Origin of the sequence: Sphingobium soli, from assembly GCF_020782245.1 — a bacterium.
GTDB classification, from domain to species: domain Bacteria; phylum Pseudomonadota; class Alphaproteobacteria; order Sphingomonadales; family Sphingomonadaceae; genus Sphingobium; species Sphingobium soli.
On record NZ_JAJGNP010000005.1, the window covers coordinates 225,656 to 243,295 of the forward strand.

Annotated in this window: 17 protein-coding genes and 1 tRNA gene; 7 read left to right on the forward strand and 11 right to left on the reverse strand. The window is 62.8% G+C overall.

Annotation, left to right across the window (positions count from 1 at the left end):
- Positions 1-161: 161 nt before the first annotated feature.
- From LL253_RS09310 to rsmA, 4 genes are all read left to right on the forward strand, one after another.
- On the forward strand, positions 162-2,393 hold the full coding sequence (locus LL253_RS09310; RefSeq protein ID WP_407696088.1) for an LPS-assembly protein LptD: 2,232 nt from the start codon (positions 162-164) through the stop codon (positions 2,391-2,393).
- An 85-nt stretch (positions 2,394-2,478) separates the two neighbouring features.
- On the forward strand, positions 2,479-3,867 hold the full coding sequence (locus LL253_RS09315) for a peptidylprolyl isomerase (RefSeq protein ID WP_009820760.1): 1,389 nt from the start codon (positions 2,479-2,481) through the stop codon (positions 3,865-3,867).
- Positions 3,845-4,870 (forward strand): 4-hydroxythreonine-4-phosphate dehydrogenase PdxA, encoded by a 1,026-nt coding sequence (pdxA, locus tag LL253_RS09320; protein WP_228226999.1) that lies wholly within the window; start codon positions 3,845-3,847, stop codon positions 4,868-4,870. Before LL253_RS09315 ends, pdxA begins: the two co-directional genes overlap by 23 nt.
- Positions 4,863-5,702 carry a 16S rRNA (adenine(1518)-N(6)/adenine(1519)-N(6))-dimethyltransferase RsmA gene (gene rsmA, locus LL253_RS09325; protein WP_228227000.1) on the forward strand — a complete coding sequence of 280 codons (840 nt, stop codon included), beginning with the start codon at positions 4,863-4,865 and terminating at the stop codon, positions 5,700-5,702. Before pdxA ends, rsmA begins: the two co-directional genes overlap by 8 nt.
- Before the next feature lie 3 nt (positions 5,703-5,705).
- Here the strand turns inward: rsmA and LL253_RS09330 are convergent, their stop codons facing one another.
- The 4 genes from LL253_RS09330 to rpoZ all read right to left on the reverse strand — a co-directional run bounded on the left by LL253_RS09330 (position 5,706) and on the right by rpoZ (position 8,714).
- Positions 5,706-7,256 carry a M56 family metallopeptidase gene (locus LL253_RS09330; RefSeq protein WP_228227001.1) on the reverse strand — a complete coding sequence of 517 codons (1,551 nt, stop codon included), beginning with the start codon at positions 7,254-7,256 and terminating at the stop codon, positions 5,706-5,708.
- Positions 7,253-7,621, reverse strand: a complete 369-nt coding sequence (locus tag LL253_RS09335) for a BlaI/MecI/CopY family transcriptional regulator (protein ID WP_009820756.1) — start codon at positions 7,619-7,621, stop codon at positions 7,253-7,255. The genes LL253_RS09330 and LL253_RS09335 overlap by 4 nt, the downstream gene beginning before the upstream one ends.
- A gap of 107 nt (positions 7,622-7,728) precedes the next feature.
- Complete coding sequence (locus LL253_RS09340) at positions 7,729-8,133, reverse strand: PilZ domain-containing protein (RefSeq protein ID WP_009820755.1); 405 nt, start codon at positions 8,131-8,133, stop codon at positions 7,729-7,731.
- A 236-nt stretch (positions 8,134-8,369) separates the two neighbouring features.
- A complete protein-coding gene (gene rpoZ, locus LL253_RS09345; protein WP_009820754.1) occupies positions 8,370-8,714 on the reverse strand; it encodes a DNA-directed RNA polymerase subunit omega in 345 nt (114 codons plus the stop codon).
- A 90-nt stretch (positions 8,715-8,804) separates the two neighbouring features.
- On the opposite strand from rpoZ, the gene LL253_RS09350 reads away from it, so the two are divergent.
- On the forward strand, positions 8,805-10,043 hold the full coding sequence (locus LL253_RS09350) for a phospholipase D-like domain-containing protein (RefSeq protein ID WP_228227002.1): 1,239 nt from the start codon (positions 8,805-8,807) through the stop codon (positions 10,041-10,043).
- 40 nt (positions 10,044-10,083) lie between these two features.
- Here the strand turns inward: LL253_RS09350 and LL253_RS09355 are convergent, their stop codons facing one another.
- From LL253_RS09355 to ald, 6 genes are all read right to left on the reverse strand, one after another.
- Positions 10,084-10,464 (reverse strand): hypothetical protein, encoded by a 381-nt coding sequence (locus tag LL253_RS09355; protein WP_228227003.1) that lies wholly within the window; start codon positions 10,462-10,464, stop codon positions 10,084-10,086.
- Positions 10,465-10,638: 174 nt separating this feature from the next.
- Positions 10,639-11,193, reverse strand: a complete 555-nt coding sequence (locus LL253_RS09360; protein WP_228227004.1) for a hypothetical protein — start codon at positions 11,191-11,193, stop codon at positions 10,639-10,641.
- Positions 11,190-12,539 carry a sensor histidine kinase gene (locus LL253_RS09365; RefSeq protein ID WP_300398300.1) on the reverse strand — a complete coding sequence of 450 codons (1,350 nt, stop codon included), beginning with the start codon at positions 12,537-12,539 and terminating at the stop codon, positions 11,190-11,192. The genes LL253_RS09360 and LL253_RS09365 overlap by 4 nt, the downstream gene beginning before the upstream one ends.
- A complete protein-coding gene (locus tag LL253_RS09370) occupies positions 12,532-13,242 on the reverse strand; it encodes a response regulator transcription factor (RefSeq protein WP_228227006.1) in 711 nt (236 codons plus the stop codon). Before LL253_RS09370 ends, LL253_RS09365 begins: the two co-directional genes overlap by 8 nt.
- Before the next feature lie 192 nt (positions 13,243-13,434).
- Positions 13,435-14,265 (reverse strand): sulfite exporter TauE/SafE family protein, encoded by an 831-nt coding sequence (locus LL253_RS09375; protein ID WP_228221857.1) that lies wholly within the window; start codon positions 14,263-14,265, stop codon positions 13,435-13,437.
- A 349-nt stretch (positions 14,266-14,614) separates the two neighbouring features.
- Positions 14,615-15,730, reverse strand: a complete 1,116-nt coding sequence (gene ald, locus LL253_RS09380) for an alanine dehydrogenase (protein WP_228227020.1) — start codon at positions 15,728-15,730, stop codon at positions 14,615-14,617.
- A 156-nt stretch (positions 15,731-15,886) separates the two neighbouring features.
- Here ald and LL253_RS09385 point away from each other — a divergent pair, with 156 nt between their 5' ends.
- Positions 15,887-16,360 (forward strand): Lrp/AsnC family transcriptional regulator, encoded by a 474-nt coding sequence (locus LL253_RS09385; protein ID WP_228227007.1) that lies wholly within the window; start codon positions 15,887-15,889, stop codon positions 16,358-16,360.
- Here the strand turns inward: LL253_RS09385 and LL253_RS09390 are convergent.
- Positions 16,344-17,237, reverse strand: coding sequence for a peptidylprolyl isomerase (locus LL253_RS09390; protein WP_228227008.1), 894 nt, complete (start codon positions 17,235-17,237; stop codon positions 16,344-16,346). The genes LL253_RS09385 and LL253_RS09390 overlap by 17 nt on opposite strands.
- 153 nt (positions 17,238-17,390) lie before the next feature.
- Here LL253_RS09390 and LL253_RS09395 point away from each other — a divergent pair.
- A tRNA-Ser gene (locus LL253_RS09395) sits at positions 17,391-17,481 on the forward strand.
- Positions 17,482-17,640 lie beyond the last annotated feature (159 nt).

The window sequence follows — 17,640 nt, forward strand, 5'->3', positions numbered from 1 at the left end:
GGCGCGTCTGGCAAAGGCGTTCGACCGATTTTGCACGATTCGATCTGTGGCTGGCGATTGCGGAGCGCGCAGCAGTGCGATAGGCGGGAAGGCCAGACGCGCCGTCCATAGAGGCCCATTGCTTGCAGACCGCCTTGCTTTTCCCATCCTTCAGCGCCCCCATTCGCGCCGTCCTGCTGGGCGGCGTGGCGCTGGTCGCGTGCCAGCCGGCGCTGGCGCAGCAGCTCAACGAACCGCAGACGCCGATCAGTGCGCCCGACGCGCCGATGCCGTCCAGCGAGGACCAGATCGGCTTTGCCGCCGACACGCTGGAATATAATAGCGAGACGGAGATGGTCACGGCCAGCGGCAACGTCCAATTGCTGCGTGAAGGCAATCGGCTGCGCGCCGACAAGGTCGTGTGGGACCGCAACAGCGGCAAGGTGGAAGCGCAGGGCAATGTGTCCGTCACCGACCCGGACGGCAATGTCGCCTATGGCGATCGCTTCGACGTCACCGATAGCCTGAAGGACGGCGCGGTCGATAATATGCTGCTGGTGCTGCAATCGGGCGGTCGGCTGGCGGCGGTCAAGGGCACGCGTACCAACGGCGTCTATACGCTGGAGCGCGCCGCCTATACCGGCTGTTCGGTCGAGGATAGCGAGGGCTGCCCCAAGGAACCGACCTGGCAGATCAATGCCGTACGCGTCGTCTATGACCCGACCCGCGAGCGCGTCACCTATCGCAACGCCAATATCGAGCTGTTCGGCCTGCCGCTCATACCACTGCCTGGTTTCAGCCATCCGGTCGGCGACAATGGCGGCAGCGGCCTGCTGGTCCCCAATCTGCGCTACGACCGCAATAATGGTTTTGAAGTCGCGCTGCCCTATTATTTCAAGCTGGCGCCCAATCGCGACCTGACGATCACGCCGCATGTCTATACCGACACGCTGCCGATGCTGGAAACCAATTTCCGGCATCTCTACGATCGCGGCGCCTACCAGATTACCGGCTATGTGACCCATGGCCGGCGCGTCGCCACTGGCGAAAGCCCGGTCGGCACGACCATCGCCGACAGCGAAAAGGACATTCGCGGCTATCTCGATGCGTCAGGCGCGATGCAATTGTCGCCCGAATGGAGCCTGGACGGGTCGATCCGGGTGGCGACCGACCGCACTTTCCTGCGCCGCTACGATATCAGCCGTGAGGACCGCCTGAGATCGACCATCGGCGCGCAGCGTATTGGCGAGAACAGCTATTTTTCGATCCGCGGCTGGGCGGTGCAGACGCTGCGTCCCGGCGATTCGCAGGGCCAGACGCCGATTGCGCTGCCGGTCATCGACTATCGCTTGCGGATGAAGGACCCCTTGCTAGGCGGCGTGCTCCAGCTTCAGGCCAATACGCTCGCGATCACCCGCACCGCCGGCCAGGATACGCAGCGCGCCTTTGCCGGCGCGGAATGGAACCTGCGCACATTGACGGGGCTGGGCCAGGAAGTGACCTTTACCGGCTATCTGCGCGGCGACGTCTATCATAGCAGCGACAATGCACTGACATCGGTCGCAAGCTATGCCGGCGATCCGGGTTGGCAGGCGCGCGGCATTGCTGCGGCGGCGGTGGACATGCGCTGGCCGTTCGTGGGCGAAGCCTTTGGCGGCGTGCAGCGGATCGCGCCGCGCGTGCAGATCGTCGCGTCCCCGCATCTCGCCAATCTGTCGCTGCCCAATGAGGACGCGCGCGCGGTCGATCTGGAGGACAGCAACCTCTTCGCGCTCAACCGCTTTGCCGGCTATGACCGGTTCGAGGATAGTTCGCGCATCACCTACGGTCTGGAATATGGACTGGACCTGCCCAATTTCTCGTTGAGCGCGATCATCGGTCAAAGCTATCGGCTGGATCGGCAGGAAAGCATCCTGCCCGACGGCACCGGCCTGTCGGATCGTACGTCCGACATCGTCGGGCGCACCACCGTTCGCTACAAGGATTTCGTCAGCCTGATTCATCGCTATCGGCTGGACAAGGACAATCTGTCGGTGCGCCGCAACGAAATCGACGCGACCGTGGGCAGCAAGAAAACCTATGCGATGGTCGGCTATCTGCGGCTCAATCGCAATGCGCTCACCGGGCTGGAGGATTTGCAGGATCGTGAGGAATTGCGCCTGGGCGCCCGCGTGCAATTCGCGCGCTTCTGGTCGGTGTTCGGATCGACCGTCGTCGACCTGACCGATGCGAAGGAAGATCCGGTCAGCGTATCGGACGGCTACGAACCGGTCCGGCACCGGCTCGGCATCGCCTATGAGGATGATTGCCTGACGCTGGGCTTCACTTGGCGGCGAGATTACCAGACCAATGGCGACGCGCGAAAGGGCAATGGTTTCCAGCTACGGCTAGCTTTCCGCAATATTGGCATATAAGGAACGGGCTTCGTCCTCTCGTCAGGGCCGGTTAAGGCGGGGCTGTGCATCAGGCGCGGAACCGCATTGGAGTTTATTGCCGACGATGCTGCCTGCCGTTTCCTCGTCCAGCCGCCTGACCCGCGGCGCGCGTATCCGCTTGCGCACCCTTGTCCTGTCATCGGCCCTGGTCGCCGCGGGCATCCAGCCCGTCGCCGCGCAGACGGTCGATGACGACGACGCAAGCATGGCCGCGCAGCAACTGAACCTGCCCAAGGACGTCACCGTCTTTGGCCAGAGCGACCCCAATGTTCGCAAGGCAACAGCGATCGTCAATGGCCGCATCATCACCGGCACCGATGTCGACCAGCGCCTGGCGCTCATCATCACCGCCAATGGCGGCAAGGTGTCGGATGAGGAAAAGGAGCGGCTGCGCGTGCAGGTGCTGCGCAACCTGATCGACGAAACGCTCCAGATCCAGGAAGCGGCCGCCAACGACATCAAGATCGCGCCCGAGGAAATCGAGCAGAGCTATCAGCGGGTTGCGGCGAATTTCCGCAAGTCACCAACCGAGTTCGACGCCTATCTGCGCAGCCAGGGCAGTTCGGCCGCCAGCATCAAGCGCCAGATCGAAGGCGAGCTGGCGTGGAGCCGCCTGCTCCGCCGCAACATCCAGCCCTTCGTCAACGTGTCCGAGGACGAAGTGAAATCGGTCATCGACCGGCTGAACGCGGCCAAGGGCAGCGACGAATATCGGATCGGCGAAATCTATCTGTCGGCAACGCCGGAAAATCAGGCGCAGATCGTCGCCAATGCCCGCAACATCATCCAGCAGATCCAGCAGGGCGGCAGCTTCCAGGCCTATGCCCGGCAGTTTTCTGAAGCATCCACGGCCGCTGTAGGCGGCGACCTGGGCTGGATTCGCCCCGCGCAGTTGCCGTCCGAACTGGCGCAGGCCGCCGCCGAAATGCAGGTTGGCCAGATTGCCGGACCCATCGAGACGGTGGGCGGGGTGTCGATCATCTATGTCATGGACAAGCGCAAGGTGCTGACCGCCGATCCGCGCGACGCGCTGCTTAGCTTGAAGCAGCTGTCCGTGCTGTTCCCCAAGGGCACCACCAAGGAACAGGCTGGTGCCAAGGCTGCGGAATTTGCCGCGGCGGTGAAGGAGATCAAGGGTTGCGGCCAGGCCAATGAAATTGGCGCGCGCATCGGCGCGGACGTGGTCGACAACGACAATGTGAAGGTTCGCGACCTGCCCCCGCAGTTGCAGGAAATCCTACTGAACCTGCAAGTGGGCGAAACAACCCCGCCCTTCGGGTCGATCGAGGACGGTGTGCGCGTCCTGATTGTGTGCGGTCGCGACGATCCGGCATCGGCGAACGCGCCCAATGCCGATCAGATCATGGCGCAGTTGGAAGAGGAACGGGTCAACAAGCGGGCGCGCATCTATCTGCGTGACCTTCGCCGCGATGCCGTCATCGATTATAACTGACGCCGCGCCCCTGCTGGCGCCCTTCGCCGTGTCGCTGGGCGATCCGGCAGGGATCGGCCCGGAAATCGTCGCCAAAAGCTGGGTGATGCGCGAAGCGCGCGGCCTGCCGGCCTTTTTCGCGGTAGGCGACGCGGCGTCGCTGCGCGCTGTGTGGCTTGGTCCGGTCGAGCGGATCGACAGCCCGGAAGAGGCGGCGCAGGTCTTCCCGCGCGCGCTGCCGTGCCTTCAAGTCGGAGAAGCCGGCGACGTCATTCCAGGCGCGCCCGGCATCGATGGCGCGCGGGTCGCCTTCCAGTCATTGGAGGTCGCCGTTGGCCTGGCCCGTTCCGGTTCGGCGGCGGGGATCGTCACCGCGCCGGTCGGCAAGGAACAGCTTTATGGCGTGGGCTTCACCCATCCCGGCCAGACCGAATTCATCGCCGAACGCTGCGGCGTGGCCCCGCACAACGCCGTGATGATGCTGGCCGGGCCAGCGCTCAAGGTCGTGCCGATCACGATCCATATCGCGCTGGCCGATGTGTCCGCCGCACTGACCATCGACCTGATCCGCGCCCGGGCGCTGACGACGGCCAAGGGCTTGCAGCGTAATTTCAACATCGCCCGCCCGCGCCTGGCGGTTGCGGGGCTTAACCCCCATGCAGGCGAGAATGGCGCGCTGGGCCGCGAGGAAATCGAGGTCATTCGCCCCGCTATCGATCAGTTGCGCGCCGATGGGCTGGATATCGCCGGACCGCTGGCCGCCGACGGCATGTTCCACGCGCGCGCGCGCGAAACCTATGATGCCGCTCTGTGTATGTATCATGATCAGGCGCTGATCCCGATCAAGACCCTGAATTTCGATGAAGGGGTCAATATCACGCTGGGCCTGCCAATCGTCCGCACGTCGCCCGACCATGGCACCGCCTTCGGGATAGCCGGCACTGACAGCGCCAATCCCGGCGCCATGATGGCAGCGCTGCGAATGGCGGCGGAAGCGGCACGAGCGCGCATCCTGCATGGCTGACGATCGACCGGCGCTGCCGCCGTTACGGGATGTCATTGCGCGACACGGGCTGGCCGCAAGCAAGGCGCTGGGACAGAATTTCCTGCTTGATGAGCAGTTGCTGGACCGGATCGCGGCCATTCCTGGCCCGCTGACGGACGCCTCCGCTTTCGAGGTCGGCCCCGGCCCCGGCGGCCTGACACGCGCCATTCTGCGGGCGGGCGGACGACTGGTCGCGGTGGAGCGCGACGATCGCTGCCTGCCTGCGCTCGCTGAACTGTCGGATGCTTTTCCGGGCCAGTTAAAGGTAATCGCGGGCGACGCAATGCAGATCGACGCCCAGGCGGAAGCGGGCGATGGCGCGCATATCATTGCAAACCTGCCCTATAATGTCGGCACGCCGTTGCTGGTGGGATGGCTTTCGGCGGCCTGGACGCCGCTCCCCTGGTGGTCGAGCTTGACGCTGATGTTCCAGATGGAGGTGGCGGAGCGCATCGTCGCAAAGCCCGGCACGGATCATTACGGCCGGCTGGCCGTCCTGTCGCAGTGGCGCAGCGATGCCCGGATCGCGATGAAAGTGCATCGCAGCGCCTTCACTCCCCCGCCCAAAGTCATGTCCGCGGTTGTGCACATGACGCCCAAGCCCACCCCCGAAGGCGTGCAGTTGAAGCTGCTGGAGCGACTGACGGCGGCTGCATTCGGCCAACGGCGCAAGATGATGCGTCAGAGCCTGAAGGGGTTGCCGGGCGCGCTGGACGCGCTGGATGCGGAGGGCATCGATCCCCAGCGGCGCGCTGAAACCGTCAGCGTCGAGGAATTCGTCGCTGTTGCACGCCGGATGGGTCGCAACTGAGGCCTAATTGCCTTGGCCATCCAGTTCCGCAATATTGTCGTCAATCTCCCGCAGCGCTTCAGCGCGGGCTTGCGCGGACATGCGGGCGGCCGCTAGTTGCGCGCGCGCCGCGATCAAGCCGCTGCGCGCCGCCACCTTGCCCACATGTTCGGCCTGGCGCGCCTGCGCTTCGATCGCATTTTGGCAGATGCGCACGCGAATATGACGGCGGCCATTGGCATCGACCGTTTCGCGATGACTGGTGATGCCCTTGCCTTCGCACCCTTCGCGCACATCGACGACCGGCACCATGCGGGTAATCTCCTCCTCGGTCGGGACGCGGTGCGTCACGACACGGCCATCGGCATGGGTGACGATGATGCGCCCCTTTTCGCTGCGCACCGTGACAGGCGGCGTCGGCGGCACCGGAGGAATAGGCGGCGTCATGTCGGCGGCCGGAGGAACAGCCGCGATCGGAGCCAAGGGCGCAACCGCCGGTACAGGCTCGCCCTCGGGCGCAGCCGGAGCGGCAAGAGGTGAAGGAATGTCACGGGCGGCAGGTAGGGCCGCAGCGTTTATGGTCGCATGGGCGGGCTGCGCAACGAGATCGGTCAGGCGCGTCAGATCGGCCTGCTCCACCTTTTGCGTGATTGCCGCCATCTGCTTCGCGGCGCGACTGCCCGATGCCGTCAGCGCCAGGCCGGCTGCGGTCGCCACTGCGACGGCGGCCATGCCCCAGCTGATGCGACGCAGTGAAGTTTCATGACTGGACAACATTTTCAGCCTCCCTTTGAGCGTGGCGAGACGGGTGAGATGGCAGGCGGCGCCATATTGGCGACCACCGGCGGCTTTAAGAATGGCGCGGCCATAGGCATGAGCCTGATCGCTGCCATAGAGAGCAAGGACGCGGGCGTCGCAGGCTGTTTCCTGGTCGGCGCGGTAGGCCCGATAGGCGATCCAGGCGATAGGATTGCACCAGTGCAACGCCAGCAGCATGAGCGCGATCATGTTGGCGACAAGATCACCACGTTCATGATGCGCCCGCTCATGCGCGATCGCCATGTCCTGCTCCTGCGGATCGTAGCGCAGGGCGAAATCCTGTGGCAGCACGATATGCGGATGGACGATACCGAATGCGAGCGGACCGGAGGCATGAGGACTGATCACGACATGGAGGCGCCCTTCCCAACCGACCGACGTTGCAACTTTCAAAATCATCCTGCGAAATCGTAGATAGCCAACCGCCTGGATGAAGACGAAGCTCACCATGCCAAGCAGCCAAAGGGCCATCACGAGTTCCAGCCAAGGCACCGCCGGACTGGTTTCTACGGTTTGCGCAGCGGCAGTTGGCACCAGAATGGCTGGCAAGCCCGACTGGTTCATGACCTGGTGCAGGGGCGAGGCATCTGCAACCTGATCAGGAAGAGCAGGCATCAGCATCCGTGCCAGTGGCAGAATCCATAACATATAGGCAGCGCCCGCCCCCAGCCATCGTGCCAGGGGGCGCCGGACCATCATGACCGCTGCCATCAGCAGGCTGGTTGCAACCAGCGTTTCGGCAAGCCAGATGATCATGGCTTCAACCCTTTCAGAATATCCTCAAGTTCGGCAATATCGTCCGCCGTCAACTGATCCTGGCTCGCAAGCTGAGCGACGAGCGGGGATATGCGGCCGCCGAACAGCCGGTTGACCAGCCGGCCCGATTCACTCGCCACATAGTCGTCCCGCTGGATGAGGGGGCGGTACAGAAAGCGACGGCCATCCTGGTCGGCAGCGATCACATCCTTGGCCATCAGGCGGGACAATAAGGTCTTAACCGTCTGCAGGCTCCAGCCGCGCCGTTCCACGACGCGATCGGCAACATCATTAGCGGTCTGGGGCGCGCATTCCCAAAGCGCCTCCATCACCACAAGTTCGGCTTCGCTGATTTTCTCGCTCACGACCCGGCCTCGACTCCGTCACAACCACAGTTGTAATCGCATCGTTTACAGCTGTAGTCAACAGGAAGGCGAAAGGATGTGAGCGATAGCGATCAGGACGCCTGGCTTTAGCCAGTGACGCGTAACCCGAAAACAGCACGGCGGTCGGGCGGGCGGACCGTGCCATGCGAAGACGCTTTCGCCTGCCCGGGATAATCCGATGTCAGCGCAGACGCATAGACCGGCTTGTCCGGAGCCTTTTCAGGACCGGTCGCCTTCATCACCTCGTCGACATTTATGGGTTTGTCGAACGCAACACCAAATTGGGCGTCGCCGCACCATACGACGCGTGCGGGAATCGTGAAACGCCCGCGCGTCAGGATGATCTGGGTGCCGACGTCAAGCATAGGCCCCTGCACCTTGGCGCCACCGGCAGAAATATCCCGTATCCGCACAAGCTGGACATCCGATGTATCATTTTCGGTCTTCAGGCTCGCGGCCATGAAGACGTTGGAGCGTTTGGGACGATCCATGATCTTTCTCGCAACTGGCGGCGCGGATGAGACGCCCTGCGATCGCTTGCGCCGTCCGTCCCACCATGGCGGGACAATGCGACCCGGGTCGGCTGCTACAGGTGGAACGAATGGACAAGGCCAAAAGGTTCCGTTTCGATCACCAGACTATAGCAACGACGAAGCCCCGTAAAGGTCGGGGCCCGGTCCTGCTTGCGCAGGCCGGGCCCCATTCCCTCTCCAAACGGGTTCAGCGATCAGCCGTCGTAATCGCCACCGATATTCTGGTTGCGCGGCGGAGCAGCAGCGGTCAGGCGCAGCGCCTCCGCCGACTGAGCGATCGAGCCAATCTCATCAGGCGTGTCGTCATCATCGATCTGCACCTTCTGCAGCGATCCGATCAGCGAATCATGCAGCTCATCGGGAAGGACGGTTTCTTCCGCGATTTCGCGCAGGGCGACGACAGGATTCTTGTCGCGATCGCGATCCAGCGTCAGTTCGGCGCCGCCCGAAATTTCGCGGGCGCGCTGAGCAGCAAGAAGGACCAGGTCAAAACGATTGGTAACCTTGTCGACGCAATCTTCGACGGTGACGCGGGCCAAACAGGGCCTCCTGAATACAACGAATGGAAAAGCGTGAACCGGGCAGCTAGCAGGCTCGGGACAGAGAGTCAATGAAAAGGCCATTAAGCCATGGCCATAACGGCCAGGAACGGGCATGAGGCCGCTATGGCGACAGCAAATCTTCGTCCCGATGCTGACGGCGAGCCTGACATATCGGCAACGCTGGAGGGCAATCGCCTGCGCCTCATCACGCGTGGAGCCGCGCTGCGAGAGGCGCTGATCGCCCTCATCGAGGGTGCCACCTACAGCCTCAAACTTTATTATTATATCTTCGCCGATGACGCGAGCGGCGCGATGGTGCGCGACGCGTTGAGCGATGCTGCGCGGCGCGGCATATCGGTGACGCTGATGATCGACGCATTCGGGTCGGGCAAAACGCCAGACAGTTTTTTTACGCCGCTGATCGAGGCCGGAGGGCATTTCGGACGCTTTGGCGCGCGGCGATCGACGCGATATCTCATTCGCAACCATCAAAAGATGGCCATCGCCGACGATGCCCGTTTGTTGATCGGCGGGTTCAACGTGGAAGACGGCTATTTCGGCATTCCTCGAGAGGATTGCTGGCGGGATTTGGGCCTTTTGGTCGAGGGCGAGCAGGTGGAGGCCATGACCCGCTGGTATGGTGGCCTGTGGCGGTGGGTCTCAACGAAACGGCAACGGTTCAGGACATTGCGCGCGATGGTACGGCAATGGCATCCGGCGCTGCACCACGATGAGAGTTCAGCGTTTCGATGGCTGATTGGTGGCCCCACAAGGCGGCTTAGTCCCTGGGCGCAGGTCGTGAAGCAGGATCTTCAAAAGGCGCGGCGCGTCGATATGGTCGCCGCCTATTTTTCCCCCGGACGGGGCATGCTGAAACGTATCGCACGCGCCGCCAAAGCGTCCGGCGCGCGCATCATCTTGCCGGCTGTTTCGGATAACGGAACAACTGTCGCGGCGGCGCGACTTTTATACGGTCCGTTGCTCCGGCGCGGTGTCGAGATTGCGGAATATCAGCCCTGCAAGCTCCACACGAAACTTCTCGTCATCGACGATGCCGTGTTCGTTGGATCCGCCAATTTCGACATGCGCAGCCTTTTCCTGAACCTTGAGGTCATGCTGCGGATCGAGGACAAGGCGTTCGCTGGCCGGGTCCGGGATTTGATCAGTAGGGAAATGCGCGACAGTCGGCCTATCGATCTGAAACAGTATCAGTCCAGCCGCAGCGGTATCACCCTGGTAAAGCAGCTCATCAGTTATCTGCTGGTCGGCATATTGGATTATACCGTCACGCGGCGATTGAATTTCCGCAATCTGGATGCCGATTGAGGAGGGACGACATGCCCGCTCCTCAATCGTCCCGGCCGGTTTATCGGCCGTTATTGGCCAGCACGCGCACCTGACCGATCGGATAGCCCTTTTCCGCCATTTCCTTGGCATAGTCGCCGCGGGCGTCGGCCAGTTCGGCCCGATATTCGTCCCAGGCGTCACGATTATCCTCCGCGTCCGAGGAACGGCGTAAATCCTTGGTCAATTCCTTACGTGCCTCGGCAAGATCGGTCTGGTAATTGAACCAATAGTCATTTTCTACGCCGGCGATCGGGGTCTGGTAGACCAGCTGGTCCTCGACCTGAGCCAACTGCTCTTCATAGCTGATCGGCCCCTCCGGGCTTTGCGCCGCAGCGCCAGCAGGGAGGATCGCGAGGGCAAGGCCCAACAGGGCGGCGGCAAGAAACGTCGAACGAGTCATCGGTTCTTCTCCTCTTTGCTGATTTGAACCATGACTGGCACAACGCGCCAACCCGCACATTTTGAGCCTGAACGAATGTGCAGAATGGATAGACCGAGCCCGAGCGGAGACAGGCGGAGTGACTAACGCGCGCCCGGCATCGCCATGTTATGCCATAGAGTCAGAAACTTAAGCCTATCGGACCAGCAGATAGAAACTGGCCGACGCCTCTCCGACATTTTCAATCACGATGCTGTAGCGGTCGGTGAACAGCGGCATCCAGGCGCAATCCGCCTGGGGACCGCCGACGGCCTTCTGGCACAAGGTTTCGCCTTGCGCGCCCTCTACCCGGATCGACAAATGGCCGCTTCCCTCTCCCACAGGCGCCACCATGATCTGCGCACGCTGGCCGCCAAGGAAAAGCTGCCGCATCGTCATGCTGCCACCGGGCACAAGCGATCCGCGACGATAGGCGGGACCCAGAGCGCGCCCGCGAAAGGGCGGCATATCGACAGTCGCGCCAACACCTTGCGCCTGCCTGCGCCAGAGCGCTGCAAGATCCTCCTGCCCCCGCACCGGCGCCGCGCCCAGCACCGACAGCATCCGCGCTTTCCGACCGAGCGATGCGCTGTCGCCCTGCGCCTGCGCGGCCTCCCCTTCGACCAGCGCACGCAATATGGGATCGGACGGACGAGGATCGGCGGGTGACGCCACCGCGGCGAACAGCAAGGGCAACAGGACGGTGATCACAGGTCATCCTCCGGCCGGACGACAAAACGCGCGCCCGGCTCCGCATCCTCGACATGAAGCGAAAGCCCATGCCGCTGCGCGATCGCCAGCGCAAGCGCAAGCCCCAGACCATGACCGCCGTCCGCCGCCCCATCCAGACGAACATAACGCTCAAATATTCGCTCGCGGTCCGCCGCAGGGATACCATCGCCATCATCCTGAACGATGATGCAGGGCCCGGCAGACAGTTCGAGCGACACGCTACCGCCACTGGGCACATATTTGAAGGCGTTGTCGAGCAGGTTCGACATGAGGCGCATCATCTGCATGGCATCGGCGCGCAACCGGATGCCGGGCGCAATGCGGGCATGAAAGCCTATCCCCAGTTCTTCTGCGCTCGCACCGTAGAGATCGGCCAGATTTTCCGCGATCTCGCTCAAGCTGACCTCCGCCAGGCCACGCATGTCGCCGCGCATCGCCTGCGTGCCGGCAATGTCGAGCAGAGAGTCGAGCAGGCGCACAACGCTGCGTATCTCGGCTCTTGACCGCTCCAGCGTTGCCAGCAGCAGATCGTCTTGCGCCGCCTCCATCGCTTTGAGGATGCGCGTATCCAGATGCATAAGCGGGGTGCGAATTTCATGCGCCGTTTGGTCAGACACAGCGCGCTGCGCCTCGATCAACCGTTCGACCTGGTCAAGCATGTCGTTGGTATTGGACGCCAATTCCGTAAGTTCGTCGCTGTCCCCCGCGCCCGGCACGCGCGCTTCGATATGACCGGCACGGACCGCGGCGAAGGTGGCGTTCACGGCCTCCACCCGATTGCGTAGGCGTCGAGCGGCGAAATGGCCCGCAACAAGGCTGAGTCCCGCGATCAGCGCGCCCGCCGTCGAGAAAGCCATTGCCAGCCGTGCAAGCAGCGCCTGACCGCGATAGTCGCTGCGCCCCACCACCAATTGCATGTCCGGACCAAGCCGCGTCGCCCGTGCGAACATGCGTTCGCCTTCGGCCAAGGTGACGAACCGCGCTTCAGATATGTCGGGCGCAATGCGCGGCCAATATGTCAGATTGCCGGCTATGCGATCACCATTGTCGCGGGCCAGCAGATACCAGACACGCTCGCCATCCTGGCGCTCTACCGCAAACCGGTCGGCAATTCGCGCCTTCAGGTCTTCGCCGCCGGCGCTGACATAAATATCGGCAAGGCCGGCAAGGTCGGTATCAACCTCCCGCGCGAGCATGGCGCGCGCATCATTATCAACGATCTGACGCACGACGAGGAAGAGCGCCAATGTCGAAAGCAGGCTGACCAGCAACGCCGACATTGTGACCCGGCCGAAGATCGACCGGAAAAGGCCAGGCCTAGCCACGAGCCGCGTCTGCGCGAGCTACCAGCCGGTAGCCCGTCCCCCACACCGTTTCCAATACCGGTGTATCGAAGCCCTCCTCCAGCTTACGTCGCAAGCGGCCGACATTCACGTCAACGACATTGGTCTGCGGATCGAAACTCAGCTTCCAGACATGGCGCAGCAGCATTTCGCGCGTCACCACTTCTCCGGCATGATCCATCAAATAACGGAACAGTTCGAATTCCTTGGGCGACAGCGGAAGATGCCGTCCCTGCCGAAAAGCCGTACGCGCCTTCACATGACATTCGAGGTCGCCGAACAGCAGCACCGATTCATGGCTGCGACGGCTGGCGCGGCGCCAGAGTGCACGGACGCGGGCGACCAGTTCATCCGGTTCGAAGGGTTTGGCGAGATAGTCGTCGACGCCGCTTTCCAACCCCTCGACCCGATGTTCGCTGCGGCCCAAAGCCGACAGCATCAAGACCGGCGCGCCAATCCCTGCAAGACGCATGCGCGTGACGATGTCGATGCCCGACAGATGCGGCAACATGCGGTCAAGAATCACGACATCATGTCCGCCGCTGCCGGCGCGATTGAGCCCGGTTGGCCCATCGGCAGTCTGTTCCACCGTCATGCCCGCGGCGGTCAGAATAGCCGCGATCGTCGTGCGCGCCGCCTCGTCATCTTCCACCAGCAAAACGGAAATTTGATCAGACTGCCCCATGATCCCCCCGGCTTAGCCTTAACGGCAAAGCCCGCCAGTGACAAAGCCTGTTAGAGGGCGCGCGACCGGGCATCGTTTCGGCCATGGCTTAATCCGCCGACGGGATGGCGCATCCGCTCTGCCCATCCCTCCGTCAACGAAAAACGGCCACCGTGCAGGCAGCCGTTTTCGCACATTTGATGATCGAGCAGATTACATGTTGAGCCCGTTGCGCAGCATCAGCAGGCCGATGATGAGCAGATAGACGCCGAAAATCTTTTTCAGCGGCCCCGCCGGCAGGCTGTGCGCCGCAGCGACGCCCAGCGGCGCGGTCAGCATCGACATAGACGCAATCGCCAGCGTTCCGGGGATGTTGATATAGCCCAGCGACCCCCAGGGCAGACCCGTTTCCTTAAGACCAATGATGGCAAAGCCAATCGTCGTGGGAATGGCGATCAATGTGCCGATGCCGGACGCCGTCGCGATAGCGCGGTGGATGGTCCGTCCGCACAGCGTCATCACCATGATCGCGATGGTGCCGCCGCCGATTCCGAGCAGCGAGGAAAACGTGCCGAGGCCACCGGCGATGCCGACCCGGACGATACCGGACGGCATCGTGTCGCTGACCACCTTGCCACTGACCTTGGGCAACAGAAAGTTGAGTGACATCAGGACCACGCCGCCCCCGAAGATCATCTTGAGCGTGCGGCCATCGACATGGCTGGCGAGCAGGACGCCCGCGCCGCACCCCAGGATGATCCATGGCGCCCAAGCCTTGAGCACCTCAAATTCCACCGCCCCGCGTTTGGCGTGGGACATCAGCGACCGGATCGACGTGACGATGATGGTGGCGGCAGACGTGCCGATCGCAACATGGGCGATGGCATCCTTGGTCCCGCCCAGCAGCGGCAGCACGACCAGCAAGGCCGGCACGACAACAAAACCGCCGCCAATGCCGAATATGCCCGCAGCAAAGCCGGCCAGAAGCCCGGCCGCCAGCATGGCGACAAGCGGCACCAGCCATGTCGTGATTTCAGCGGACATCACAGCCCCCCTGTCTGCGCAGGCCCGCCCGCGCGCATGTGGATGCCATCGCCCTGCGGGATCAAGGCGGCGAAAATGGGGTAATCGTCCATGATGTAAGACCATGCCTCTCTTCGGCGGAACCAGAATGCATGGGAGGCATGCGGCGATGTCCCCCTGCCCGCTCAACGAACGAGGATGGAGAACCCGCAACGAACTTCGCATCACGCCAGTTACAAACCGGAAACAATTGCCAGCCGGGCGCCGCGAGGAAAAACAAAAGCGCCAGCCCCGATGAAAGGGCTGGCGCTTTTCGCCACGGCGTCGGTGCACGCAGCGGTCGTTTGCCGGAATGAAGACCGTGCCAGGATCAGGCCACGGCGTCTTCCGCTGGCGTATAGGGAAGCCCCAGATCCTCAGCCACCGCCTGATAGGTGACTTTACCATCCCATATGTTCAGGCCGGCGCGCAGATGCACGTCGCGGCGCAGCGCCTCCTTCCACCCCAGCTCGGCGATCCGCAGCGCATGGGGCAGCGTGACATTGTTGAGCGCATAGGTGCTGGTGCGCGCGACCGCGCCGGGCATGTTGGCAACACAATAATGCACAACATCGTCCACGACATAGGTCGGGTCTGCATGGGTCGTCGGATGGCTGGTTTCGAAGCAACCGCCCTGATCGATCGCGACATCGACGAGAACCGCGCCCTTCTTCATGGTCTTGAGCATATCGGCGGTCACGAGCTTCGGCGCAGCGGCGCCAGGAATGAGAACCGCGCCGATCACCAGGTCAGCATCCGCCACGCAATCGGCGAGATTTGCCTTGTTCGAAAAGCGCGTCTTGGCCCGTGCTTCAAAATACATGCCCAGTTTTTCGAGCACCTCAGGGCTGCGATCCAAAATGGTGACGTCCGCGCCCAGGCCTGCCGCCATTTGCGCCGCATTGAATCCGACAACGCCGCCGCCGATCACCGCGACCTTGGCGGGCAGCACGCCGGGCACGCCACCCAGCAGCACCCCCCGGCCGCCATGCGCCTTCTCAAGCGCCGTCGCGCCCGCCTGGATCGCCATGCGACCAGCGACCTGGCTCATGGGCTTGAGCAGCGGCAGGCCACCGCTTGCGTCGGTCACAGTTTCGTAGGCGACGCAGGTCGCGCCGCTGGCAATGAGGTCGCGGGTCTGGTCCGGATCGGGCGCCAGATGCAGATAGGTGTAGAGTATCTGACCAGAACGCAGCATCGCGCGCTCTGCCGCCTGCGGCTCCTTGACCTTTACGATCATGTCAGCCGTGGCGAAGATTTCGGCTGCCGTCGCGATGATTTCGGCGCCCGCCTTGACGTAAAGATCATCGCCCGCGCCGATGCCGTCGCCAGCACGGGTTTCGACCAGCACGCGATGGCCATGAGCGGTCAGTTCATGAACGCTTTCAGGCGTCAACCCGACGCGATATTCGTGATTCTTGATTTCCTTGACGGTGCCGACGATCATCATGTCTCTCCGAAAACAAGGGACAGCGCTCTGCTGCGCGTCCTTGAGCGTCAGCATAACGCAAAGCCGACGACGAGTGGTCCTGCATTTCCGGGTTGGAAAAACGATTTAGTAAATGATATGCCGCGATACGGCTTATCATCGGGATGAGATTGCGTGGATCGGTTCGATATTGCCATACTTGAAGCGTTGCAAAGCGATTCCCGGCGATCGATGGCTGACCTGGGGGAACGGATCGGCCTGTCCGCATCCGCCTGCCATCGTCGGATCAAGGCAATGGAGGAAGCGGGTCTGATCGCCGGCTATGCCGCACGGCTCGACCCCAAAATTCTGGGACTGGACCTCCAGGCTTTCGTCGAAATTTCGCTGACCAGCCAGAGCCGCGAGACCATGGATCGGTTCGAAAACGCGGTGGCCGACTTTCCCGAAATATTGGAATGCCACCTGATGGCGGGACAGGCCGACTATCTGTTGCGCGTGGCCGCAGCGGACCTAAAAGGATTCGACGCCATCCACCGCGACTGCCTCGCCCGTTTGCCCGGCGTCTCCGCCATTCGCACCAGCTTTGCGATCCGCCGCATCCGCGACTGGCAGGGCTATCGCTTGCGCGGGCTCAGGGCGCCGGCCTGACCGGCACGGGCGCGTTGCAAAGATCGACGCCGCCCGCAGGTCGCTCGTAGAAATCATCCTTCCGGTTGGCGCGCAGGCGCAGATACGCCGCAAAGCTGGGCGATGTGGTATCCATTTGCTGGAAATGCGGTTGCTGCGCAGCGGGCAGGTCGCTCGCCAAGCGCATGGACAATATTGGCACCGGGCGCTCTGATCCTGTGTAGAAGCCCAACTCCCCCGATCCGCGCGGCAGGCTGGACAGATGCGCCATCCCGTCGATCACCCGTCCGACAACCGCGATGTTGCGATCGAGCTGACGCGGGGCCTGACCGATCACCGTATAAAGTTCCGCGCCAGTACCCGCGTCTGGCGACAGGTTGCGCCCGACCCCGACATAGCCATAGCAATGCGGCAGCCAGGCGGCATTTCCATCCATCGCTACCGGCCAGCCCGCAACGAAACCGGTCTTTGGCGCATAGGCATCGGGATAGGGCAAGGGCGTCACGCGCAGTCGTCGATTGGCAAGGGGCAACGCATAATCGGCGGCGCTGGTCTGCAGAAGCCCGGCGGGCAACGGCTTTTTTTCGGTCGCGTCGCCCCATTGCGCGACATAATTATCCTGCACCCGATTGATGCTGGTCCCGTCCCACCAGTGCGCCCGGGCGAGTGTGCGGATATTGGCGACGTGACGTGGGGCCATGGCCGGGGCAAGCTGGACGATGACCTGTGCGCCGCCATCGATCGTCATGACGATCAGATCTTCCGCAGAAATATCTGCCCACGCGTCGGCAGGTGATGATGCGACAAGAGCGGCAGGCGTGGCTGGCGGTTCGCCGGCCGCCTGAACGGTAACAGAGGCCAAGGCTGCGGTCAGCGCGATGCGAAGCGGACGGATCATCGGGCCATCAAACAAGGCCTATTCAACAAAGTAAAGCTCTGTTGCTGATGCCCCTTGCCACCTCGCCCGCCCCGCGATAGGGAGCCGCCTTCCAGTGCGATTGGATGAAAGAACCCGATTGATGCCGCTTGCAGCGGCAGCCGGGTTCCGTGCGGAGCGGTGGCCGAGTGGTCGAAGGCGCTCGCCTGGAAAGTGAGTATACGTCAAAAGCGTATCGAGGGTTCGAATCCCTCCCGCTCCGCCAACTGGGTGTTTCACCCTTACCCAAATAGACCTAAAAAGCCCCTGTTTTCAGGGGCTTTTGGCGTTTCCGTGTTGCATGCTGTGGTCGTGTCCCGCGGGGTGGTGTAGGAAGGTTTCCCTGAGAGGGTGGCCACCGTCGATCTTCTGGTAGGGTTCGGAT

Excerpts from the sequence above, each read along its gene's own strand:
- LL253_RS09315 (WP_009820760.1), top strand. The coding sequence starts at position 2,479 with ATGCTGCCTGCCGTTTCCTCGTCCAGCCGCCTGACCCGCGGCGCGCGT.
- pdxA (WP_228226999.1), top strand. The coding sequence starts at position 3,845 with ATGCCGTCATCGATTATAACTGACGCCGCGCCCCTGCTGGCGCCCTTC.
- rsmA (WP_228227000.1), top strand. The coding sequence starts at position 4,863 with ATGGCTGACGATCGACCGGCGCTGCCGCCGTTACGGGATGTCATTGCG.
- LL253_RS09330 (WP_228227001.1), bottom strand. The coding sequence starts at position 7,256 with ATGATCATCTGGCTTGCCGAAACGCTGGTTGCAACCAGCCTGCTGATG.
- LL253_RS09340 (WP_009820755.1), bottom strand. The coding sequence starts at position 8,133 with ATGGATCGTCCCAAACGCTCCAACGTCTTCATGGCCGCGAGCCTGAAG.
- LL253_RS09350 (WP_228227002.1), top strand. The coding sequence starts at position 8,805 with ATGGCCATAACGGCCAGGAACGGGCATGAGGCCGCTATGGCGACAGCA.
- LL253_RS09355 (WP_228227003.1), bottom strand. The coding sequence starts at position 10,464 with ATGACTCGTTCGACGTTTCTTGCCGCCGCCCTGTTGGGCCTTGCCCTC.
- LL253_RS09370 (WP_228227006.1), bottom strand. The coding sequence starts at position 13,242 with ATGGGGCAGTCTGATCAAATTTCCGTTTTGCTGGTGGAAGATGACGAG.
- LL253_RS09375 (WP_228221857.1), bottom strand. The coding sequence starts at position 14,265 with ATGTCCGCTGAAATCACGACATGGCTGGTGCCGCTTGTCGCCATGCTG.
- ald (WP_228227020.1), bottom strand. The coding sequence starts at position 15,730 with ATGATCGTCGGCACCGTCAAGGAAATCAAGAATCACGAATATCGCGTC.
- LL253_RS09390 (WP_228227008.1), bottom strand. The coding sequence starts at position 17,237 with ATGATCCGTCCGCTTCGCATCGCGCTGACCGCAGCCTTGGCCTCTGTT.